At 60.0% G+C, this 22,912-nt stretch carries 15 protein-coding genes; 8 read left to right on the top strand and 7 right to left on the bottom strand.

Annotated features, from left to right (window positions below; all coding sequences use genetic code 11):
* Positions 1 to 101: 101 nt before the first annotated feature.
* Positions 102 to 5,678 (bottom strand): alpha-2-macroglobulin family protein, encoded by a 5,577-nt coding sequence (locus tag AC5FXY_RS05655; RefSeq protein WP_493555670.1) that lies wholly within the window; start codon positions 5,676 to 5,678, stop codon positions 102 to 104.
* Positions 5,679 to 5,920: 242 nt separating this feature from the next.
* Between AC5FXY_RS05655 and AC5FXY_RS05650 the strand changes: the two genes are divergently transcribed.
* Positions 5,921 to 6,367: a hypothetical protein gene (locus AC5FXY_RS05650; protein WP_493555669.1), complete on the top strand. Its 447-nt coding sequence runs from the start codon at positions 5,921 to 5,923 to the stop codon at positions 6,365 to 6,367.
* A gap of 504 nt (positions 6,368 to 6,871) precedes the next feature.
* Here AC5FXY_RS05650 and AC5FXY_RS05645 read toward each other — a convergent pair.
* Positions 6,872 to 8,053, bottom strand: coding sequence for a T9SS type A sorting domain-containing protein (locus AC5FXY_RS05645; protein WP_493555668.1), 1,182 nt, complete (start codon positions 8,051 to 8,053; stop codon positions 6,872 to 6,874).
* A 134-nt stretch (positions 8,054 to 8,187) separates the two neighbouring features.
* Between AC5FXY_RS05645 and AC5FXY_RS05640 the strand changes: the two genes are divergently transcribed.
* Positions 8,188 to 8,802, top strand: coding sequence for a hypothetical protein (locus tag AC5FXY_RS05640; RefSeq protein WP_493555667.1), 615 nt, complete (start codon positions 8,188 to 8,190; stop codon positions 8,800 to 8,802).
* Between the two features lie 81 nt (positions 8,803 to 8,883).
* Here the strand turns inward: AC5FXY_RS05640 and AC5FXY_RS05635 are convergent, their stop codons facing one another.
* The 3 genes from AC5FXY_RS05635 to AC5FXY_RS05625 form a co-directional block, all read right to left on the bottom strand.
* Complete coding sequence (locus AC5FXY_RS05635; RefSeq protein WP_493555666.1) at positions 8,884 to 9,903, bottom strand: cytochrome d ubiquinol oxidase subunit II; 1,020 nt, start codon at positions 9,901 to 9,903, stop codon at positions 8,884 to 8,886.
* Positions 9,904 to 10,050: 147 nt separating this feature from the next.
* Positions 10,051 to 11,385, bottom strand: a complete 1,335-nt coding sequence (locus AC5FXY_RS05630; RefSeq protein WP_493555665.1) for a cytochrome ubiquinol oxidase subunit I — start codon at positions 11,383 to 11,385, stop codon at positions 10,051 to 10,053.
* 498 nt (positions 11,386 to 11,883) lie between these two features.
* Complete coding sequence (locus AC5FXY_RS05625; protein WP_493555664.1) at positions 11,884 to 14,319, bottom strand: outer membrane beta-barrel protein; 2,436 nt, start codon at positions 14,317 to 14,319, stop codon at positions 11,884 to 11,886.
* Between the two features lie 525 nt (positions 14,320 to 14,844).
* On the opposite strand from AC5FXY_RS05625, the gene AC5FXY_RS05620 reads away from it, so the two are divergent.
* From AC5FXY_RS05620 to AC5FXY_RS05595, 6 genes are all read left to right on the top strand, one after another.
* Positions 14,845 to 15,369: a tetratricopeptide repeat protein gene (locus AC5FXY_RS05620; protein WP_493555663.1), complete on the top strand. Its 525-nt coding sequence runs from the start codon at positions 14,845 to 14,847 to the stop codon at positions 15,367 to 15,369.
* A 193-nt stretch (positions 15,370 to 15,562) separates the two neighbouring features.
* Positions 15,563 to 16,327 carry a hypothetical protein gene (locus tag AC5FXY_RS05615; protein ID WP_493555662.1) on the top strand — a complete coding sequence of 255 codons (765 nt, stop codon included), beginning with the start codon at positions 15,563 to 15,565 and terminating at the stop codon, positions 16,325 to 16,327.
* 78 nt (positions 16,328 to 16,405) lie between these two features.
* Positions 16,406 to 17,314, top strand: a complete 909-nt coding sequence (locus tag AC5FXY_RS05610) for a LysR substrate-binding domain-containing protein (protein ID WP_493555661.1) — start codon at positions 16,406 to 16,408, stop codon at positions 17,312 to 17,314.
* A gap of 86 nt (positions 17,315 to 17,400) precedes the next feature.
* A complete protein-coding gene (locus tag AC5FXY_RS05605) occupies positions 17,401 to 18,594 on the top strand; it encodes a threonine synthase (protein WP_493555660.1) in 1,194 nt (397 codons plus the stop codon).
* A gap of 149 nt (positions 18,595 to 18,743) precedes the next feature.
* Entirely contained in the window at positions 18,744 to 19,622 is an 879-nt protein-coding gene (locus tag AC5FXY_RS05600) for a M20/M25/M40 family metallo-hydrolase (RefSeq protein WP_493555659.1), read from the top strand.
* Between the two features lie 354 nt (positions 19,623 to 19,976).
* Positions 19,977 to 20,837 (top strand): M28 family peptidase, encoded by an 861-nt coding sequence (locus AC5FXY_RS05595; RefSeq protein ID WP_493555658.1) that lies wholly within the window; start codon positions 19,977 to 19,979, stop codon positions 20,835 to 20,837.
* 2 nt (positions 20,838 to 20,839) lie between these two features.
* Here the strand turns inward: AC5FXY_RS05595 and AC5FXY_RS05590 are convergent, their stop codons facing one another.
* Positions 20,840 to 22,231 carry a M64 family metallopeptidase gene (locus tag AC5FXY_RS05590; RefSeq protein ID WP_493555657.1) on the bottom strand — a complete coding sequence of 464 codons (1,392 nt, stop codon included), beginning with the start codon at positions 22,229 to 22,231 and terminating at the stop codon, positions 20,840 to 20,842.
* Entirely contained in the window at positions 22,228 to 22,638 is a 411-nt protein-coding gene (locus AC5FXY_RS05585; protein ID WP_493555656.1) for a hypothetical protein, read from the bottom strand. The genes AC5FXY_RS05590 and AC5FXY_RS05585 overlap by 4 nt, the downstream gene beginning before the upstream one ends.
* Between the last annotated feature and the right edge of the window lie 274 nt (positions 22,639 to 22,912).

Genomic DNA, 22,912 nt, shown 5'->3' with positions numbered 1-22,912 from the left:
GACCCTGCCCGACAAAGGCTATTGTTGAGGCTTGAGCGCTAAGCAAGCCGCGCTACGGGAATCCCGACCGTGCGCCAGCGCCGAGGCGCCAAGAAGCGCCCTTATCGCACCCGCACCACGCCCGCGCCGCTGTACGAGTGGTACTCCGCGTTGTACATAGCATCGGCACTTACCGGGCCGAGCTTGAATGTGCCCTTCGACACGGCCCGCGCCAAATAGTAGAACGACTTGGGTTGCGTGGTGGCGGTGGTGAACAGGTTGATGCGGTCGTCGCGCACGTCCAGGTAATCGGGCGTGGCGGCGTCGGTGGCCCAGGTCAGCTCACGTACGGCGCCGATGCGCGGGTTCTCGATTTCGAGGCCGGCGGGCAGCAGGTCGGTAATGGCCACGTTGGGCACCTCGCTGGCGTACTGGCCCGACTGCAGCGTGATTTTCACCACCACCAGGTCGTTCTGCCGGAACTCGGCGCGGCCGACGGGCTTACCGGTGCGGTCAAGGAACTGGCGGCGCACCTGCAGGTACTGATCTTCCTCGGGCACGCGGCCGGTGGGCGAAATGCCTTCCAGCGTCCAGTAGTAGTATAGCGCGCCGGTGCCCTGGGTGCGCAGGCTCAGGCGGCGGTTGGCCACGTTGCTGATGGCGAGGTCCTGCGGGCCTTTGTACTGGCCGAGCACTGCCCCGCTGGCATCGGCCAGGGTAGCCGTGGCGGTGCTGTTCTTGTTCTGGCGGGCCACTTTGCCCAGGGCCAGCAGGGAGAAGGCGCGCTCCTGGGTGTTGAGCCAGTTGGCCGATTTCACCTGCCGCGAGAGCTGCCGGGCCATCTGGGCCACCAGCGGATTTTCGGGGTCGGCTTCGATGAGGGTATTCAGCGCCAGGGCCAGGTCGCGCACGGGCGAGTAGAACGAGCCGTCGAAAGCGCGGCTGGCGGCGGGCTGATTGAACGTGCGCGGCAGCAGGTCGCGGAAGCCCTTGGTCTGGCCCGATAGGGCGCTGGTGCTGGCCAGCACGAAACGGGAGTCTTGGGCCAGCAGGCGCTGGTTGGCGCGGTAGTAGTTCAGGGCTACCGGATCGGGCATACCGGCCAGAGCCAGCACGTAGAGCGAGTAGGCAATTTCCTTTTTGGCAATGATCTGCTCGCGGGCCACGCCGCCGGCGTCGAAGTAGCGGTAAGGCTCGGTTTCGCGCTTCTTGATGCGGTACTGCAGGTAGCGCAGCGTTTTGTCCAGAATGCCCTGGTTCACGGCGAAACCGGCGCGCTTGGCTTCGAGCAGGAAGTGAGCGGCGTAGGCCGTGGTCCACCAGTTATCGTAGTCGCCGCCGGGCCAGTAGCTCAAGGAGCCGTTGTAGAGCTGCTGGCTTTCAATTTTCCGGATGGCCTCCTGCACGTGGTAATTGGGGTTGAAGCGCTGCGTCTTCTTACTCTGCCCGAGCGTGGCCGCGAGGTCAGGGTAGTAGAGCTGCGGGAAGGCGGCCGATACGGTTTGCTCCAGGCAGCCGTAGGGGTACTGCAGCAGATAGCGCAGGTCTTTGCTGAATTCCGTCATCGGCGAGCGGCTCAGCACCAGCTGGCTGCGCTGGGCCGTCGGTAGGAAATCGGTGCGCAAGTCCAGCGGCTGCGTTTGGCCGCCCTGCACCACGCCTGAGCCGGTCCGCATCTGCAGCGGGGAGGCGGGGCGGACGGGGAGTTCAATTTTCTCAGTTATTACATAGGTCGCCTTGCCGACATCCTTATCTGTCAGCATTGCTGAAATATTAGGATTGCTACGTTTATAGGCATGAATTTCAATCTCAACAAAACCTGACCCGATAGATGATGCAGTGTATCGATATGTTACACGAGTCTCTTTGTTTGGTTTTAATAGAACGTCACGGACCTTATGGACTGGGCCTAATGGAGAAATGGCGTCAGGTACTTGCTTTACTAACCCATCGGAAGGAAATAGCCGGACGTCCATCGTATATCCAGTCGTATTCGTCAGCGTCACCGGCACGTCAATCGTATCCCCCGGGCTCATAAACCGCGGCAGCGCCGTGCTGATAACCACCGGATCGGCCACGCGCATGGTGTGCTCGGCCGAACCGAACGCGTCGCCCTTGTAAGCCACAGCCATCAGGCGCAGGGCCCCGCTGAACTGCGGTACGCGCACCCGCACCTGCACCCGGCCGTTGGCATCGGCGCGCTTCACGCCGCTCCAGCGGGCCACCAGCTGCACGCGCCGCGAGGGCACGGGCGTGGTGCGGCGCGCGAGGTCGTAGCCGTCGCCGCCGGAGGAGGAGGTGCCCAGCTCGGGCAGCAGGAAGGGGTACACGTCGTGGGCCGATACTTCCAGGGCGCGCTTCTGGTAGAAGTAGCCGAAGGGGTCGGGCGTGCGGTAGTTCTTCATCTGTAGAATGCCCTCGTCCACAATGGCCAGCGTCACGGCCGCGCCGGGCTTGGTTTGCACCTCCACGGTTTGCCAGGTTTGGGAGCGGCTCTGGGTCGGGGCCTTCACCGTCACGGGCAGGCGCGAATCGGGCTTCTCCACCGTCAGCGGCACGAAGCCGCGGGCCACGGTGAGCGGAATCTTGGAATCAGCCGAGATGGGCCGGATGGCGGTGGCTGTCACGTACACGTTGGGCAGGTGGCCGGCGCGGATGGGCACCGTCACCCGGGCCGATTTCTCGTCGGTATCCACGTAAAAATGCTCCAGCACGCGGTTGCGCTCCACCGTCACCAGCACGCGGCCGGGGAAGGGCGTCTTGAGTAGCAGCGTGGCTTTGTCGCCAGGCTGGTACTTGTCCTTATCGGCCTCGATCTGCACCTGGCCTTCGTTGCTTACCTCGAAGGCGTTGGTCTGCGTGTCGCCGTAGCCGTAGGCGTAGAAGCGGCTGGCCACGTAGGTGGCGGCGCCGGGCCGGGCCACGCGCACCTCGTACTCGCCGGAGTATACCGGCGTATAGTTCACCAGGGCTTCGGGTCCGGCCTGAATGGGTACGTTCAGCACCGTTTGCTCCCGGCGCTGCGAGTTGTAGGTATAGCGGCCGCCCTGGCGCTCCAGCACCGTTTCCCAGAGCATGCGCACGATGCGCACCTGGCCCTGCGCCTGGGTGGGCTTGCCCTGCGGCGTGAGGGCCACGATGCGCAGCGGCACGGCCTGCCGGGTGCTCACCAGCTCGGGCAGCTGCCGGATGCCGAACATTACAGCCTGCGTCGGCACCTCGAAGGTAGCGAGGCGGTTGACGGGGCGGCCGGTTTCATCGAACACCGTGGCGAAGGCCGTGCCTTCCAGCGTGCCCAGGTCTTGGTAAGCGGGCACCTGGTACTCGGCCACGGCGCGGCCCTGGGCGTCGGTGCGGGTTTCGCGCACGGCTTTCTCAAACCGTTCGTTCAGGGCGTTTTCGTTGTCGGTTTCGCCGTAGGAGCCGCGCCGCTCCACGCCGCTGCGGATGCTGAAATCATACTCCGCGTATTCCTTCGGGGCGAAGGGCTTTTGCTTGAGCGAAAACTCCACTTCCACCTTGCGGTCGGTGGCGGGCGGGCCGAACAGATTCTGGGCCAGCACGGCGGCGCGCACCGTCTGGCCAGGCTGCACCCGCTGGGGTGTGGCCGTCACGGTCACTTTCAAACGGTCGGGAACGAACTCCTCCACGCTGATTTTGCGCGAGGTCAGCAGCACGTCGTTGCCGGTGAGTACTTCCAGCGTGTACAGGCCCGTCATTACCGAGGGCGGCACGATGAACTGCGCCTCAAACGAGCCGTCTTCCTTCGACAGCGTGCGGCGGTAGCTGGCGTATTCCTTGCCCGAGGGCAGCAGCAGGCGGATTTTCATCGGCACCGCGCCGGGCACGCGCCAGTCGTCGGTGCGCACCACGGTGTTGGTCCGGATGGTGTCGCCGGGCCGGTACAGGTCCCGGTCGCCGTACAGGAAGGCCTGCAGGTGCGTGGGGTTCGATTGCAGCCCGCCCACGTCGTAGCGCGAGGTTTCCACGCGGGCGCGCTCCAACTGCAGGAAGGTGAAGTCGGAGCCGTGCTGCACCATCACCATGTCCAGGCGGAAGCGGCTATTAGCCACGCTGTCGCCGCGGCCAAGCAGGGCCACGCCGCTGGCGTTGGTGCTGCCCGTAAACATTCCTTGGTTGTTGTGGCTGATGAAGCGCACCGCGGCGCCGCCCACCGGCTTGGCCGTGCGCAGCGAATTCACGAATACCATGGCCCCGCCGTCGGCGTGGCGCTTTACCACCACGCCCAGATCCGACACGGCCACCAGCTTCGACACCTGCAGCCACTGCCGCTCGGTGTCCTGCACCTTCACCACGTACAGGCCCTTCAGGTTGTTGCCGAACTCCAGCTCATCGAGCGAGAGGTGCAGCAGGCGCAGCCCCCCGGCCTTGGGCAGGCCCTTGGTGGTGTAGGTGCGCTCCGTGAGCAGGTTGCCGAAGTCTTCGGTATTGTAGTAGTTGTAGCTGCGGTCGACGTACTCGCCCTCTTCATAGTTGCTTTCTTCGCCGCCTTCCTCGCCACCGCCTTCTTCGTTGCCGTAGCCGTACTGTTGGCCCGAGCGCAGCAGCTCGCGGATGTTGTTGGCGTACACCTTGTAGATGCTCACCTTCACCTTCTCCACCTCGTTGATGCGCAGGCCCAAGTTGCGCAGGCCCTGCGCGCCGAGGTACATGGCCTTTTCGCCGTGGGCAAAGCTGATGCTGGGCCGCTCGTCGCCGAAGGAAACCGTCTGGCTGAACGGCTCGGCCAGCTGCCCACCCAGTGCCCCGTAGGCTCCCTGGCCCAGGCTCACGGTGTAGGTCTTGCCCACCTCAAAGCCCCCGCGCAGCACAAAGCCACTTTCCAGCGCCTCCACCGCAAACGGCACCACCGGCGACACCCGCACCACGGCCTGGGCCTGCTCGGCTGTCATGGGTTGGTCGGTGAGCACCGTCACCACCGGCTCGCCGTTGAGCAGGGAACCGGTCAGCTCGCGCACCTGCAGCTGCTGCGGATCGGGCACCGGTGCCTCGGCCGTGAGCTGCGTGCCCGTGCCTTTGCCGCCGCCTACGGGCTTGAGGCCAGGTTCCACGTGGAGCTGAACAGTTCGGCCCGGCCCGATGGGCTGCGTGGGCCGGATGCCCACCACGCGGTCGGGCTCGGCGGATACTACTTCAAAAGGCACCTGCTGTCCGTTTACCGTCAGGCGCAGGCGCGGGCGCAGGTCGGCGGGGCGCACGGCGTAGTTGAATACCGCGTTCAGGCGCACCGTCGGTTCGCTGCTCTGCTGCGAGGCCGTCCAGAACACCTGCGGCTCGCTCATGCGCAAGTACGGCGTGTGAAACTCCGTGCGGCTGAGCTTGGGCGCGTTTTTCTGTTTGCCACTGGGCAGCGCCTGCGGCCGCAACTCTGCCTTGAAGGCCGTGCTCGGCCGAAACGGCTCGGCCGGTGAAAACACCAGTTCCCGCTCCGAAGTCCACTTGAACTTGCCCCGCACCGCCGGCTCAAAGCGCACGTACTGCGCCGTGTCCCAGCGGTTCAACTGCGCCTCCGTAGCCACCGCCTCATCGAAGTTGAACACCAGGTTTTCGTACGGATCGATTTCCTCGCCGTCGGCGGCGCTGGCGGCGGTTTGGTCGTCGACGCCGGGCTTGGAGCAGGCGCACAGCAAAGCCAGCAGCACCAGCAGCGGCAGGCGGAGCAGTCGGGGGGCGGTCATGAAGGATAGAGGGTAGGGTGGCGGCGGGGCGAAAGGTATAGAAAAACGGGAAGGGTAGGATGGCTAGCTTACGTAGTTGCTGAATGGGGTTAATAGTACCTGCTGTTCTGAGGCAACGACTTAGCTGCTGATGTTCAGAATTCCCGTCAAGACTTTTGTAACAATGATACCGTTTGCTGAACGGGAGTGATAGTTTAGTGCCTTATCGGTAACTAATCATACTCCTGGCTTAATTCGAGGTCATGAAAAGTCACGTCCGCATCTGCATTTGCTTCCTGTTAGTGGCTTTTAATTCCTCGTGTCGCATGTTTGGTGCTGGGACGCACGTGTACTGCGAAACGGTTGGCGTGCCTTTTCCTAGCAATAAGGTAATTGAACGGCTCATTGAGCTTAAGTCGAGCGGCCGCTTTTCTGATGCCGATTCATCTGCGGACGGCTTGCACGGTGAACAATGGGTAATGCATAATTTCAATTTCGTCGACCCTACGCGCCAGTTTTTATTGAGAATTGAAGTGCCTCTGAATACACGAACCGCTACCGAGATTCACCTAGCTGGAATGCAAGGCCTTGCAGAAAATTCCGAATGGATTGGGTTTGCAGACGTCCCAGCAGAGCGGAAAAGTGAGGTTTACCAATGGTTCGACCATGTTATTCGGCCGGCCTTGGAGAAGGAAGCACTGCCTAAATAGGGTAGATAGTGTAGAAGGGATTCAGCTTCCCCGCTCTAAAGCGGGCTGAGCGCAGCGTGGCTTGCGGACAGTTTTCGCGTGATGTACCCCTGTTGCCTCCCAGTGGTAAGCTCGGCGCCGGGCTTGGAGCAGGCGCACAGCAAAGCCAGCAGCACCAGCAGCGGCAGGCGGAGCAGTCGGGGGAGGTAGGGGTTTGCGGCGGGGCGAAAGGTATAGAAAAAGCCAAACCCTTTTGGCTTGGTAGCCTGGAGTATGTTAATCACTCAACGTAGCTGTTAACCTACTTCGCGTAGTCTTCCAACATCTACGTTCGGCTACATTATCATGCCCTTGAATAACTCCCTGGTCCTTGAGCAACTTTATAAAGAAAGTGTCCTGCAGGGAGCGGATTGAAAACCAGCGTGGGCGGCTTCGATTCGCTCCCTGTAGGACACTTTCTTTATCTTCCGATTATGAAACGCTAAGTATAGCTAGCGGGCTTGTTGAATCATGCCCGTATAGAGTCTAAAGCATTACTTTGGTAATACTGCACAGACTGTTAGCGCATTGAACCTCAATCAGGTAGCTGCCGGCCTGTAGGCCCTTAAGCACCGGGCAAGGCTGTCCGGTAACAGCTGCCATAGATGCCACCTTCCGACCGGCAAGGTCATAAACCGTGAGCTGAACAGGCTGCCGACTGCCGTTGTCCAAGGCGATGGTTAGCTGCCCATCGGTGGACGGATTGGGATACACCGTTACGCGGGCTCCTTGGCTGGCGAGACCTTGGCGAGTATTCAATACGACGAGGCTCGGCTCGGTAGAATAGCTTGCGGACCTTATGGTGCTGTAGGCCTGCGTGTCGTATGTGAAGGATACCAGCGGCTGTGACGAACCCAGACGGAAAAACGAATCGGAGTAGCGAGTAGTAACGCGGCCTTGCTGCAGGCCTAGGGCGGCAAGCAGGGCTGGCGAGGCCGGCACGTTGTTGACGTACACGCTGTCGACCTCTTTAGCGTAACGGCGGCACATCAGCGCGGGAATAGGCGAGGTGACGTTTGAGTTTCGGCCCACGGGCATGACTATCGTGCCCCAAGCTGCCACCGAATCGGCGTGCTGCATGCGGCTGACGAAGCGTATCGGAGCTTGGGTTAGATTTAGGGACGCTACCGTAATACTGCCGTTCCACACCCTGCGGTAGCTCGCCCTGTTCACCGTACCTGCTGTCATCGGCAGTGCCGTTTCATATACGCCAGTGTATACCGTGTGCTGTGCTGGGACGATGAGTGAGTCATTCAGACCACCCGTAGTTTGCCGTAGGCTTAGGCGTTGGCGAGGCAGCGCGACCCCCAAATGTTGCACGCCATTAGAAGTAAGTGCCAGGTAACGCACGGCGTTGAGCTGCGCCGACGAGTTCTCGTGGATGAAGTGCGTGCTGGCAATAGTGGCCGATGAGAAGGCCGAATTAGCGGGCGGCACTATGTATGGGTTGTAGACTACAGGTGGGGTGCTGCCAACGCGTAGCAAACGATAATCCCAAGTTTGGTTCCCGCCCGGCGTAGGAGCATCAATACCAGCCAAGTTGCCTAGCTGTATGTGCCACGTGGTACTCGACGTAGCCGGAAAATCAGCGTGAGAGATAATGGGGGCTTGGGCCCAGGCAGAACTGACAGCAAGCAACGCGGCCGCTGACACTAAAGCTTGTTTCATTAGAGAAGGGAATAATTGACGAGTTCATGGACCCATGCACTTCGTCAAATGTTGCCCCTATCACATGTATATGTGAGTAGTCTGTCTTCGCAAGCTAAACTAGGTGGGTAATGGCCGCAGTGCTACCTTGACACATGCTATTATCCCTGCTGCTGGATTTTAGCGCTGGTGATGCTCGTGCCTTAGGCGGCCTCGTGTGGAAAGCGGCCTTTGTGCTGTGGCTTCCTCAGTTGCTGATGTTGTTCCATATCCTAAGCACCCGACGGCATAGGCCGAAGCCGCTATCAACCGAACTTCTGCTCGTGCTGCTACCATTGGGACTGGGTATTGCAGCATTGGTGGGGTCAACAGTAGGTGTCGCAGCCCTGCTATTGCTGATTTATGCCGATGTGCACTGGAACTGGTGGCTCTTTACCGTGCTGTTGCCCACAGTTGTAGGCCTCATGGGCGTGGCAGTGACGCACCAGACTACCCCAGAGGAAGCTGCTGCCAAGGCCGTCCCACGCAAGCCATTGTTACAGTCGCTGCGGTTCTATGCAATCTTGACCCTCGTCGGCGGCGGGTTATGTTATGGTTGGGAGCTTATTGGTCCGAAACCAGTTGAGCAAATGCCTCATTGGACCCCACCAAGCCCTGCCGAGCAGGCACGTCGGGATTCCATCCGTTGGCGCCGCAACGAAGCGGAGGCTAAGGTGCATTTTGACTCGCTGGAGCGTACTGTGCGTCGCTCCCAAGAAGTGTCGTGGTGAGGATACTTGGGCCGTACTCTTGGTGCAATCATGAGTTACGCTGCGCCAAATTTGCGTCAATATTAGACGACCCAATTTGGCTCAATGTGCCCGCGCCGGCCGTGCCTCCTTCTGAAAGCTGTAATACAAGTAAAACAACGCCGGCAGGATAAACACGCTGCCCAGCAGCAGCGCCCAGCCCAGCGCTGTGATAGTGCGCGCCGGCGCTATGGCCTCCGTCAGTGACAGCGCCTCGCCGTTCTGGAACACCACAAAATTGGGGAAGTGCGCGTAGCCGATGGCCAGCAGAATCATGGTGCCCTGAAAGCCGGCCAAGATGCGCAGCAGGGTGGCCGAGCCCAGCGGTAGTAGCCACCAGAGCGCCAGTAGTGACGCAGTTGCCAGCGCAATGGCTGATACGCCTACCGCATTGCCAAAAATCCACTGTAGTAGCGGAATGCCCTCCAACTGCGCCGCCCCGAACACCAGCCCGCCGCACACGAAAGCAGCCACCGTCATGCGGCGCGTCTTGCGGATGAAGCGTTGTTTATCGGCCTCGTTGGTAGCCTCGCCAATGCTGTATACCGAGGCCAGGTAGCCGCACAGCGCCACCGTGAACAGGCCCACGGCCGCTCCAAACCAGTGCAGCCAGCTCCACACGTAGGCCGAGAGAAAATCCGTGGCCTGCGGATTGATATAGCCGGCAATGAGGCTGGCGGCCGTTAGGCCCAGGAAGAAGGGCGTAATGGCGCTTGAATACACAAATACGCGTCCGTACCAGGGCTGCATGTTGTCGCGCACGGCGTCGTAGTGGCGGAACACGAAGGCAGAGCCCCGGGCGATGATGCCCATGAGCATAATGAGCAGCGGCAGGTGCAGGTACGTGGACATGGTGCTGTAAATGCGCGGAAAGCCCACGAACAGAATCACCACCGCAATGATTAGCCACATGTGATTGGCTTCCCAAATTGGCCCGATGGCGTGGTACATGGTCTGGCGCATGATGCGCCGGTCTTTGCCGGTGGTAAACAGCTCCACGATGCCGGCCCCGAAGTCAGCCCCGCCCAGCAGCAGGTACAGCAAAATGGCCAGGCAGAGAAAGGTTATTACGACGTAGTCCATGGCGGATGGGGAGGTCGAAGCTTTGTTAGCTGATTGTTGACTGTAGCGCGGACTCTGCAAGTCCGCGTCCACAGATAGCATTATCCAATCGTTAAACCTGCTGATGAGGAAGGTTACTATCTGTGGACGCGGACTACAAAGTCCGCGCTACGCGGTGGCCATTTCGGCCTCGGCGGGGCGGTCGTACAGCTCCGGCACCATCTTGATCTGGCGGTACAGCAAGAACACCACGATGAGGCTCAGGAACAGGTACACCGCCGAGAACAGGTAAAAGGAGTAAGCAATGCCGGGCATGGGCGTCACGGCGTCGGCGGTGCGCATCACGCCGTGGATAATCCACGGCTGGCGGCCTACCTCGGTCACCGTCCAGCCGGCTTCTACGGCGATGAACCCGGCCGGCGTGGCGGCCACAAACAAGCTCAGCAGCCAGCGGCTTTGCAGCCATGCTTTCTTGCGCCACAGGGCCAGAAAGTACAGCCCCGCAATCAGCATCATAAACATACCCAGGCCTACCATCAGCTGAAACGCCAGGTGCGGTATCAGCACGGGCGGTTGCTCGTCGGCGGGAATGCGGTCCAGCCCGGTGACTTCCTGCTCGAAGTTGCCGTGGGCCAGGAAGCTGAGCATACCCGGAATCTTGATGGCGTAATCTACTTTCTTGCTCTGCTCATCGGGAATGCCGCCGATAATCAGCGCGGCGCGCTTTTCGGTGTGGAAGTGCGCCTCCATAGCAGCCAGCTTAGCCGGCTGGCGCTTGGCTACGTCTTTGGCCGAGAAGTCGCCGCTGAGGGGCTGCAGCACCGCCGCCACCGCCCCGAACATAGCCGCAATGGTGAAGGCCCGGGCGTGGAAGGCTACGTTCTTCTGCTTCAGCAGCATGAGCGCGTGCACGCCGGCCACGGCAAAACCGGTGGCGCAGAAGGCCGCAATGGTCATGTGCAGGGCCTGCGAAAGCCACGCGTCGTTGAACATGGCCTTGATGGGGTCGATGTTCAGGTACTGCCCGTTCACGTAGTCGAAGCCGGCGGGGCTATTCATCCAGGCGTTGGCAGCCACCACCAAGATGCCCGAGGCCAGGCCACTCAGCCCCACCACCACGCCCGTGAACCAGTGAAACCACGGATTGAACCGGTCCCAGCCGTACAGGAAAAAGCCGAGCGCAATGGCTTCGATGAAAAATGCGGTGCCCTCCAGCGAGAAAGGCATGCCGAAGATCGGCCCGGCGTGCTCCATAAACTTCGGCCAGAGCAGGCCCAGTTCAAAGGACAGCATGGTGCCCGACACGGCCCCGACAGCGAAGAAAATAGCCACGCCCTTGCTCCAGGCTTTGGTGAGGTTGCGGTAGGTGACGTCGCGGGTGCGGAGCCAGCGGTAGTGCGCCACAGCCATGAAAAAGGGCATCACCATCCCGATGCAGGAATAGATGATGTGGAACCCGAGCGACAAAGCCATTTGCGACCGGGCAGCGAGGAAATCGTTCATAGAACAACGGTGGAGCCTGTGGTGAGCCCGACGATGCCTAATGGACGACTGATAGCCTCGTCAGGGGAGGGCCGGGCGGCGCGACTCGCCGCGGAGGCCAAGGAAGAAATTGGCTCCTTATGTGTACCGAAATAACACGTTTTCGGCCCGGTTGATGCCCTCAAAGGCAAGTATTATTTCTGGGTAAAAGCGCCGGGAAAGCGAAGGATTGAGGTTCAGCTATATGTCGCGCGGCGCAGCACTAAGCTCAGGTCCGGACATAAAACCTAAAAGTAGGGGGAGACTATTTAGAGGCCTAAGTTTTAGTCATGCTGAGCTTGTTGAAGCATCTCTACCGCTTCGTTGGGATTAGTATCAGGCGAAGCGGTAGAGATGCTTCGACAAGCTCAGCATGACGGGCCGCAGGGGCTTTGGGTAAATTTTAAATAGGCTGCGAAGCAGGTAGAACCCAGCGGGTGACAATTCTTGGCTGCCACTACCGATGCGGTGGGCTTTAGGCTACCCGGCCCGGTTTACTTCCTCCAGGCTGTTGTTGCGGCGCTTGGTGTCCACTTTGGCGCCCCGGCTGAAGTTGTAGCGCAGGGTCATGCCTACACTGCGGAAGCGGAAGTACTGGTTGAAGTCGTTTACGTTGCCGCCGATGTTGGTGCTGAACCGGTAGCGGTAGCCTTTGAAGATGTCGTTGACGTTGACGCCCACGTCCAGCTTGTCGTTCAGGAAGCTGCGCTTAAACGCCACGCCCACCCAGTGCATGGGTTCAATCTGATACAGGCCCGAGGCCGTGGGGCCCAGGTACCGCGCCTCGATTTCCATGCGCACCTTGCGGGGTAGGAGCAGTGTGTGGTTGCTTTGCAGCATGTAGTACAGCCGCTCGTTGGTCAGGAAGCCGTTGGGCGTTTCGCCGCTGAACTTCCGGTACGATACCACCACGGTATTTTGGCTGTCCCACCACTTAGTCAGCTTGTACGGCGCTATGCCCGTGAGGCCGATGATGTGGCCGCGGTCCAGGTTGCCGGTGGTATAGATGGTGGTGGCTTCCTGCACATTTAGAATGGGCAGCTCAGAAATGACGTCGGTCTGGTGGTCGTAGTTGAAGGCGAGGCTATATACTTTTTTAAAGGTGTGAGCCACACGAAAAGCGTGCGTGTATTGCGGCCGCAGGTAAGGGTTGCCGCCCTCGAAGGTGTAAGGGTCCCGGTAGAAGATAAAGGGGTTCAGGCTGCCGTAATTGGGGCGTGTGAGGCGGCGACTGTAGCTGTAGTTGATGCCGTAGTCAGGGGTTACCTCTTGCTGCACAAACAGGGTAGGGAACAGGTTCAGGTACTGCCGGCGTGTGACTTCGCCGGTGGTATACGACTCGCCCACCGAGCGGGTGTTTTCTAGGCGCAGGCCGGCTTGCACTTGCAGGCGCTCATTGGCCTTGGCGCTCCAGCTTACATATGCCGCCTGAATGTTTTCGCGGTAGTTGAAGTGATTGGTGCGCAGCGGATCCAGCACCAAGCCCGTGTTGTTGAAGAAAAACCGCGAGTCGTTATCGGCCGTCACGCGACTCACCTTTGCGCCCGCTTCCAGCTTGTGGCCGCCGCGCATGGGTCGGGTAAAGTCGGCCTTGGCTGCGTAGATGCCCAAATTGGTGAGGGTACTGGTATACTCGAAGTTCTGCCGGGTTTGATTGGTGCCGAGGTCGGTGAAATAGTTGAAAAAGTCGCTGTTGCCACGGTCCCGAATGTCTACGTAGTCGAAGTCGGCGGTGAGCAGGGTGCCGGCCGTGTCGAGCTTGCCGTTGTAGTGCAGGTTGCCGGTGCGGTTGGTGTAAGTGCGGCGGGCGAAGTTATCGGCGTCGATAAACTGCGTGGGTGCTTCCACGGCTGGCCCGATGAAGGTTTCGGTTAGAAATTCGTTTTCGCTGGTGCGATAGGTGTAGCCGGCCACAAAGCCCACGCTGTGGTTTTTGGTCAGGTTGTAGTCGGCCCCGAGGCGCACCACTGGCGGCGCCACGGACGTGAAATTGCCCACGGCATTCTGATTGAAGTAGGTGGTTTCCTGCTCGCCGCGAAAGATGCGCGTGAACGTCGCGTTGCGCCCGCCCACGCGGCGCGAGGCATCCAGGTTGATGAAGCCGTTCCACTTCTCCTGCTTGGTGTTCAGGCTGGCGCCGTAGGTGTGGCCGAACTGCCGGAAAAAGTTGTAGTTACCGCTGGCGTACACGCTGCCATTCAGGCCGCGTTGGGTGTTCTGCTTCAGGTTGAGGTTCAGAATGCCCGCGGTGCCTTCGGCGTCGTACTTGGCCGGCGGATTGGTAATGATTTCGATGTTCTTGAGGTTGGCGGCGGGCATGCCTTCCAGCATGCTGCGTAGCTCGCGGGCCGATAGGTACGTCAGCTTGCCGTCGAGCATTACCGTCACCCCGCTTTTGCCGTTGAGCTGGATGTTGCCCTCCTGATCCACAAACACGCCCGGCGCTTTGGCCAGCACATCAAAAGCGGTGTTGTTGGTAGCCATGGCCGTGCCCGCCACCGATACCACCATGCGGTCGGCTTCCTGCACGATGGTGGGCCGCATTCCCACCACATTCACTTCCGCTAGCTGCTTGGCATCGGGGCGCAGCACCAGGGTGCCAAAGTCGTGGCCGGGCGAAGTCGCGCTGAGCTCGAAGGCCGGCGTTTCCTGCGTGACAAAGCCCAGCGAGCTAAGGCGCAGCCTGTACGAGCCGGCCACCGGCGCCTGGATGCGGAACTGGCCCTTGTCGTCGGCCACTGCACCGGTGACGATGGTAGTGGTGCCCGCCCGTACCACCCCCACGGTGGCAAACCCGACGGCCGTACCTTTTTCGTCCCGAATGGTTCCGGTAAGTAGCGGGCCATCCTGCGCCCAACCTGTGCGGGCCAGCAGCGACAGGCAGCAAAACAGGAGCAAAGCGAAAAGATTTTTCATACGGACGCAGGTAGAAAGGAGGAAGGTATCGGTGGACCAGAGCAGCAGAGCGGGAAGCGCACCGCGGCGCTTGAAAGGCAAGCGGGGAGGCGTAACTGGGCCCGGAAACCTGCGTTTTAGCCAGAGGTTACACCAATAGAAAAATAAATCTGACGCTGGCCGTATGCCCGCAGCCTCGCGGGGCTGCGCCCCGTTCATGCTTAGGCCAAAGCCAAGCTGGCATGAGACGCGACGTGCGCATGCACCTGGGTGTGGCCGGTACCCAAGCGCAGGGAAGTGAATCAGGATACTGACCCACCGCGCCGAAAAAGAGTAGCTGCGGCCGATCAAGTATTGCACTGCTTCGGAAGACTTGCCAGTCGAAAGGATGCAGCCCGATAAAGCTCGGGCTGCGGCGTAGCTGCGTTTGGCACTTGAGGATGGGGTGGCATGCTAAGCGCCGATGCACTATTTTGCCAGGCGCGCCGCCGCGCTCAGGATAAGCCGGCGCTGTGCATCGCCTCCACGCACCACAACCAAACCCTCATGCGTATTCTTTCTTTTCGGCAGTGGCTGCCGATCTGCGGAGCCGGGCTGCTGCTAGCAGCCTGCCAGCAACAAGCTCCCGCCGAATCGGCCGCTGCCCCAGCGGCCTCGGGCCTTGTGGCCGACGCAACTTATCAGGAAGCCCGGGCCTTGTTTGACATGCAGCATTTCGACGATGCCTTGCCCAAGCTATACAGCCTCGTCAGTACTTACCCTGCCGAGCCAGAATTGCATTATAAAATAGGGGTGGCTGAGGCGCAGGAAAGGCAGTATGAAAAGTCCAGCGTGAGCTTCCGCAAGGCGCTGCAGCACGGCTACGACAAGCCGACGGTGCTACGCAACATCGGCATCAATTACATCTGGACGCAACAGCTCGATTCGGCCAAGCACTACCTGCGTGCTGCCCGCACACTGGCGCCCAAGGATGGCAAAACGCTCAAGGCTTTTACCATCTTGAACGAAGAAGAAAAAAAGCAGTGGGCCCAAAAGCTTGATGGGGCCAAAGCAACGCCTGTCAAGCTTTAATTCGCTACGCAAACGACCAAACCCAAGGCCGCCAGCAGTGCTTTGCGCAGCTGGCGGCCTTGGGTTTGGTAGCAAGGGTTTCGGGACATAAACCGGCAGATCAGCCCTTGATTGTTAGGGCGATAAATGCTTGGTAAAATATCAACCAGCGCGTGCAGCACTGCGTTTGTAACGGAGTCTTTACGTCATGAATATGGCCTACTCTCTACTTCGCATTGCAGCCCTACTGCTGTTGCTGGGGCTACCCTTGGCCGCGGCAGCGCAGCAGTCGTTGGCGCAGGAGTTTAGGTTCAGTACTGTGGTGCTGCATACCGGCGACACCTTGCGTGGTCCCTGCACCCTGTACCTCGACCGCGACCTGCTGCTCATAACCATGCCCGATCAAACTGTGCGCACGGTGCCGGCCGTGGCGGTGCGCACATTTGCCGTCCGGGGGGAGATTATCCGAAACCATACCAGTGACCGGTCGGTCCGGATGCAGCCCGTTTCGGCGCACGACCGGGCCCGCAGCCGCTGGTACGGCATGCAGCGGGCGCGCCAATTCCTGATTTACCCCTGGAATCGCGATAAGGAGTATATAAACCCCAATGCACCGGCGTTTTTCGAGCGCCTCAATGGCGGCCCCGTCATCTTGCTGCGTCGGCAGTTTTTGGTGCGGCGGATAGCGCGCTGGACCGAGCCAAACTTGATGAGTTCTTGGCACGGAACGTACATTCCCCGCACCCTGACCCAGGAGTACATCGAGCCCCGGGATTTGTATTACCTAGCCACCCCCGAAGGCAACATTGTCTCGCTGCGCCGGCCGAAGCGCGACTTGCTGGCGTATTTCCCAAACGAGGCCGAGCAGTTGGAAAAACTGGCGAAAGAGCAAGGCTATAGCTTCGCCGATGGCTACCACCTGGCCCGGATAGTAGATTTTGCCAATGCTTTGCGACAGGCACAGGTATCGGTACGGTAGCGGCTTGTTAAGGCCTATGCGGCCTGGGCCGCTGGGCGGGGCTGCGTAACAAGCCCCGTCGCGCAGTACCTTTCCCGCATGCTTTCCCATTCGCACGAAGTATTTCTGGAGGTAGCGCGCCGGCTCAGCTTCACCAAAGCCAGTCAAGGTTTATTCATCAGCCAATCGGCGGTGAGCAAGCAGGTAAAGGCCCTGGAAGAATATTACCGCACCGGGCTGTTTGAGCGCCTGGGCAATGCCATTACCCTCACGCCGGCCGGGCAGCTGCTCTACCGCAAACTGCTGGCAGCGCAGCAGCTTCAGACCGAGCTGCACCAGGAGATGACCGGGCTCAGCTCCGATTTCTCGCCCGAGATTCGCATGGTCATCGGGGCCAGCACCACCATTTCGCTGTATGTGCTGCCACCGGTGCTGTCGGCGTACCTGGGCCACCACCCGCACACCCAGCTGACGCTCAAGAACCGCAACAGCGAAAACATCCTCAAAGCCCTGCTCGACCACGAAATCGACCTCGGCGTCATCGAGGGCATTCACCGCGTCAGCAACGTCACCTACACGCCGCTGCTCACCGACGACGTGGTGGCCGTATGTTCGGCTAACAACCCGCTGCGCTACCGTCAGTTGGAGCTCCGCGACTTATACGACTTACCGCTGGCCTTGCGCGAGCCCGGCTCCGGCACTTTGGCCGTGCTGGAGCAGGCCTTGCTCGCGCAGCGCATTCGGCTGGCTGATCTGCGGGTGAAAGTGCGCCTGGGCGGCACCGAAGCCCTTAAGAATTTCGTGCGCGTAGATGCTAGCGTGCTAGCGTTCTTGCCCAGACAGGCTGTGGTAAAAGAGCTGTCAAGCGGGGAGCTGGTGGAAGTAAGCGTGCGTGACTTGCACCTGAAACGGCACTTTGAGTTCGTGCAGCGCCGGGGTACCGAAAACAACTCTCCATTCAAAGAATTTATGCATTTCGCCTTGCGCTATTATTCCAAGGAGGAATAGGGTATGCCAAAATACCATTTGCTCGGGGCATAACCTAAGGCCTACTTGCTGCCGTTTTCCTTTCAGTTTCACATAACTGGTAAGCCATGGTAGCAGTAGCCGAATCCATCAGTCGCATCAGCAAGCTTACTTGCTCGCAGTGCCATGCCCCATACTCTGCCTTCGAGCCGCACACCGTGTCTGCGTGTTGTGCAGCGCCGCTACTGGCGCAGTATCAACTGAAAAGTTCGCTACGAAAAGACCGGCTAGCTGGCCGCCCTGCCACTATGTGGCGCTACCGTGAGGTGCTGCCCCTGCTCGATGATCAGAATATAGTAAGCCTGGGTGAAGGTTTTACCCCGATGCTCACTTTGCAGCGCTTGGCCGCACGTCACGGCCTGGCTTCGCTCATGCTGAAAGACGAGGGTCAAAATCCAACCGGCTCCTTCAAGGCTCGTGGGCTGAGCATGGCCATTTCCAAGGCCAAAGAGCTTGGGGCCGAAGGCTGCATCATTCCCACCGCCGGTAACGCTGGCGTGGCCATGGCTGCCTACTGCGCCAAGGCCGGTCTGCCCGCCACCGTGGTGATGCCAAGCCATACGCCTGCCGCCTTCAAGGAAGAATGCTACTGGTACGGTGCCGACGTGCAACTGGTAGATGGCCTCATCAACGACTGTGCCGCCCGTGTGCGGGAGCTGAACGCCGCCGGCCACCTGCTCGACGTATCCACGTTGAAAGAGCCGTACCGCCTGGAGGGTAAAAAGACCATGGGTTACGAAATAGCTGAGCAGTTGCAGTGGCAGCTGCCCGAAGTTATTCTGTATCCTGCCGGTGGCGGCACTGGTCTTATTGGCATCTGGAAAGCCTTCCGCGAGATGCAGGAGCTGGGTTGGCTGGCGCCCGATGTCAAGCTGCCCCGCATGATAGCCGTGCAGGCTGCCAATTGCTGCCCGCTTATTGAAACCTTGGCTGGCCGACAGCCCAACGCCCGCGAATACAACGGCCGGCCGACCATTGCCAACGGCCTGGCCGTGCCGCGCCCCTTGGGCGAAGCCCTGATGCTGCAGACGCTGGAAGAGTCGCGCGGCATGGCCGTGAGCATCACCGATGAGGAAATGGTGGAAGGCATGCGCGAGCTGGGTCGCCTGGAAGGCCTGTTCGTAGCACCCGAAGGCGCTGCTGTGTGGCAGGCCACGCGCAAGCTGGTAGCGGCGGGATGGATAAAGCCTGAGGAACGCATCCTGCTATTGAACACCGGCTCCGGCCAGAAGTACCTCGACAACGTAATTGGGCAGCACTAAACTGTGAGGCCGTGGCCGACTGGCCTCCGGTTCGGAGAAATAAGCGGCGGTGGGGGCTGATGTGCAGCGCCACTTGAGAATATGGCTAGATTTACCTGCCACTGGCCGAAGAGCCGGGGGCTGGATTTCTAGCCTATTCCCTTATTACAATGCGTGCTGACCAACAAAGACTATACGCCGACGTCGAATTCCTGACTTCTTTGCACCCGGCCCGCACCTACCGCAACCTGGCCTCGCTCAACCGCGCTGCTGATTACATCAAAGCTGAATTTGCCAAGCTCGATTGCCGCGTGCAGGAGCAGCGCTTCGAGGCTGATGGCCGCGAATACCGCAATATCATTGCCTGCTTTGGCCCCAGTGAGGGAGAGCGGGTAATCGTAGGGGCGCACTACGACGTGTGCGGTGAGCAGCCCGGTGCCGACGACAACGCCTCGGCCGTGGCTGGCCTGCTCGAAACCGCCCGCCTGCTGCACGAGTATGCGGCACGGCTTACCAAGCCTGTGGAACTGGTGGGATACCCCAATGAGGAGCCTCCGTTTTTCGGCACGCCCGATATGGGCAGCGCAGTGCACGCTCAGGCATTGCACGAAGCGGAGGTGCCCGTCCAAGCCATGATTTGCTACGAAATGATTGGCTACTTCAGTGACAAGCCCGGCTCGCAGCAGTTTCCCGATAAGCAGTTGGCCGCTCAATACCCTAGTGTCGGGAATTTCATCATCGTGCAGGGGCGCACCGGTGAAGAGGCCCTGACGCAGCGCGTACAGCAGCTCATGCAGGCCGAAGCCCAGATCGATGTGCAGCGCATCAACTTGCCCGATTTCCTGCCTATTGCGGGCTTGTCGGACCACCGCAACTACTGGCTGCACGGCTTTCCGGCCGTGATGATAAACGACACTTCCATGCTGCGCAATCCGCATTACCACAAAGCCAGCGACACCATTGACACGCTCGATTTCCGACGTATGGCCGAGGTGGTCAACGGCGTCGTGAATGCGGTAGTGACCATGGCAACTGATCATAGCATTTGATTTACTGACCGGCGCCTAGATTTGGCACACGCTATAAAAGCCGCTGGGCGGTACCCGATAAGCCACAAACGTGTTTCTGAGTATCACTGCGGCTGCGTGTGGGCACCAGCCTGACAGGAGGTTGCCACTCAGCCTTGGTTCGGGGAAAACCTGCTACCAGGCCAGGGAATTGACGTAGTACTGCTATGCAACTGTAGGGTAACTGTTGTCCGCTTGGCTCTTATGCGTATTCGTCGCCCGTCGCTCGGGTTAATACTGATTTTGTTGGCTGCGGCCCTGCTTTCTGCGGTGCTGATTGCCCAACGCCGGCGTGCGTTGCCGTATAGTAATGCAAGCCAATCAACCTCCCAATCCATGGGCGCCAAAAAAAAGCGACTATACGCCGACGTCAAGTTTCTGACCTCCCTGCAGCCAGCACGTACCTACCGTAACCTTACCTCTCTTAATCAGGCTGCCGATTACATCAAGACCGAGTTTGAAAAGCTCGGCCTGCCGGTGGAAGAGCAGGTATTCAAAGCCGATGGCCGGCAGTACCGCAACATAATTGCTTCCTTCGGCCCGCCCGATGCCGAGCGCATCATCGTGGGGGCGCACTACGACGTGTGCGGCGAGCAGCCCGGTGCCGACGACAACGCCTCGGCCGTGGCCGGCCTGCTCGAAACCGCCCGCCTGCTCCACGAGCAGCAGCCCGAGCTGCGCCGCCGCATCGACTTGGTAGCTTATCCTAACGAGGAGCCTCCTTATTTTGCCTCTCAGTACATGGGTAGCGCCGTGCATGCCAAGTCCCTGCACGACGCCGGGGTGGCGGTGCGCGCCATGATTTGCTACGAAATGATTGGGTACTTCAGCGACGAGCCCGGCTCGCAGCGCTTCCCCAATGAAGCGCTGGCCAAGCTGTACCCCAACACCGGCAATTTTATCACCGTGGTGGGCCGCGACGGACAGGAGGCTTTTACCGAACGTGTGCAACAGCTCATGCAGGCCCGCGCCGAGGTCGACGTGCAGCGTATCAACATGTCGCCCCAAATGGGGCTGGTCGGCCTTTCCGACCAGCGCAACTATTGGCCCTACGGCTGGGATGCCGTGATGATCAACGACACCGCCTTCCTGCGCAACCCCAACTACCACGAAACCGGCGACACCATTGACACGCTGGATTTTCGGCGCATGGCCGAGGTGGTCAACGGAGTCGTGAATGCTATTCTAAACCTGTAGCACTACTCTTTCACCAACTGCCGCGTAATGCGGTTGCCGTTGATGTCGAGCACCAGCAAGTAAGCTCCCGGCCGACGCATGTGCAGCTCGGTGGGCGTGAGGCGGTAGTCGTACTGACCGGCCGCCTGCCGGCCCTGCGTGATGGTTTTGAGCTTGCGGCCCTCGGCGGTGTACACGGCCAGTGTCACCGGCACCGGGCTGCTGAGCGTGTACGAAAGGTTCAGGGCTTCGCCAATTGGGTTGGGGTAGGTGGCCAGCTTGTACTCATAAGCGGCCGTGGCTACGCGGGTGCCCGTTACGGTATTTTGCAGATCCCATTCCAGCGCATACACGTGCTGGGCGGTGTGCTGGGCACTGCGTGTGAGGCCGATGGTGTCGGTTATTTCCACGGAGAAGCGTTGCTGGCCGGGCGGCAGTGCTGCCAAGTTTACATTTACCTGATCCACGCCGCGGGCAAAGACTGCGCCGTTGCGTCGCCACACTGTGCGCAGCGTATTGGGCAGGGGCCGCAGCAAGGTCACGGATAAAGCTAGTGACTGGGGTGGATTGGTAATGGTGCCCGTAGCCGGCGAAAAGGCTTGTACCGGCCGCGCCAGCGCGTGAATGCGCTCCACCAGCGTTTCGGTACAAACGCTGCAGAATGGCTGGCCTATTGTCTGCATTTTGCAGTTGTTGTGCGGCTTAAACCAAGTCGGGTTGCCTTGGTGCGGATACATGCCCACGCCGGCGTGGCCCAGCCAATTGGCCCAGCGTACCAGAGCGGGATTTGCTTGGGCGGTCATATTGGCCCGTTCGCGGGCGTACTGCGGTCCGGCCCAGTACTCGTCGGCCAGCTGCGCAAAGGAGTGACCGATTTCGTGAATGCTGATTTCACTCGCGGCAGTATGGGTAGAGGACGTGGCAAGTACTCCGCCGGAACCACCGTAATAGGGCGAGTTTACCACCACGAATGCTTGGTCGTACAACGGGAAATTATCGGCAAGAACATTGGCAACCGCGTTCTGATTGGCAGGTACCAACAAGCGGTGAATACCACCCACATCGAAGCGGCTGCCGAAGTAATTAGATACATTGCCCGTAAGCTGGTTGCCGCAGTCGCTTAGGCCGCCCGCGTGGCTAGCCCCCGATTGGGTCGAAGGGACCCGCAGCGCAAACACGTTGAAGTACGGCCGGTACTCTCGAAACGGTGTCTGGATAAACATATCGTTGACGATGCGCTGCACGTCCAGTCGGAACTGGCCCAGCTCAGACGCTTGGTAACCGTCGCTCAGAAACACCAGGTTGATGCGGCGCGCTGGCGGCCCCGTAAATGCTATGGTATCGATGGGGAATACCTGGGCATACCCGGCCGTGGTAAGGAACAGGGCAAAAAACAGCGTAACAAGTTGTTTCATAGTTTGGCCGGTAAGGGGAAATCAGCGGAGGTATGCGTGGTGCCGCGGCGCACATCGGTTACTCGAAAGGCAGTGGTCTGGCCCAGCAGTGCTACCCGTACAAAGAACTCAGCTTCGGGTAAGCTGGCCGTTTTGTGGGCAAGCTGCTGGCTGGAAGTGGTGTATTCCAACTCCCGCATCAGCGGATGATCGAGCGTGACGCTGCTGAGCACGCGGCCGGTATCGTCAAGCTGCGCCACTGCTACATAGGTGGCTCCGGAAGCTGCCTCGGCTGCCGGGGCCTTTAAGCTGCCCGGCACCACCTTCACTTGCAGTAGCCGAATGGTGGTGCTATCGTTGCGGGCACTCATCCGAAAAGAGACGAACGCCAACCGATCGGGCACAACAATACTCTGGGAAGTAGCCACGGCGGAGCCAGGTGGCAGGGGCGAATAGGAGTAAGGCGTCCGCTGACAAGCTATGGACCAGCCCGCTACGCAGATCAGTATAAAGCGTGTGCGATAATGCATAACAAGAGGTGGGCTAAAACAGACCGCTGCCCGACGACCGGAAGTTAAACATAAACTTACCGCCAGGGATGGCCCATTGAACGGAAGCAACGCAAGGCTCCCGTCAGAGTGATTGACCGGCTTCTGTGCCGCCAGCGCCGCCAACGGACCAAAAAGCAATCAACTATCCTTT

Source organism: Hymenobacter sp. FMD4, assembly GCF_058932745.1.
This window is presented reverse-complemented; position numbering and strand designations above follow the sequence as displayed.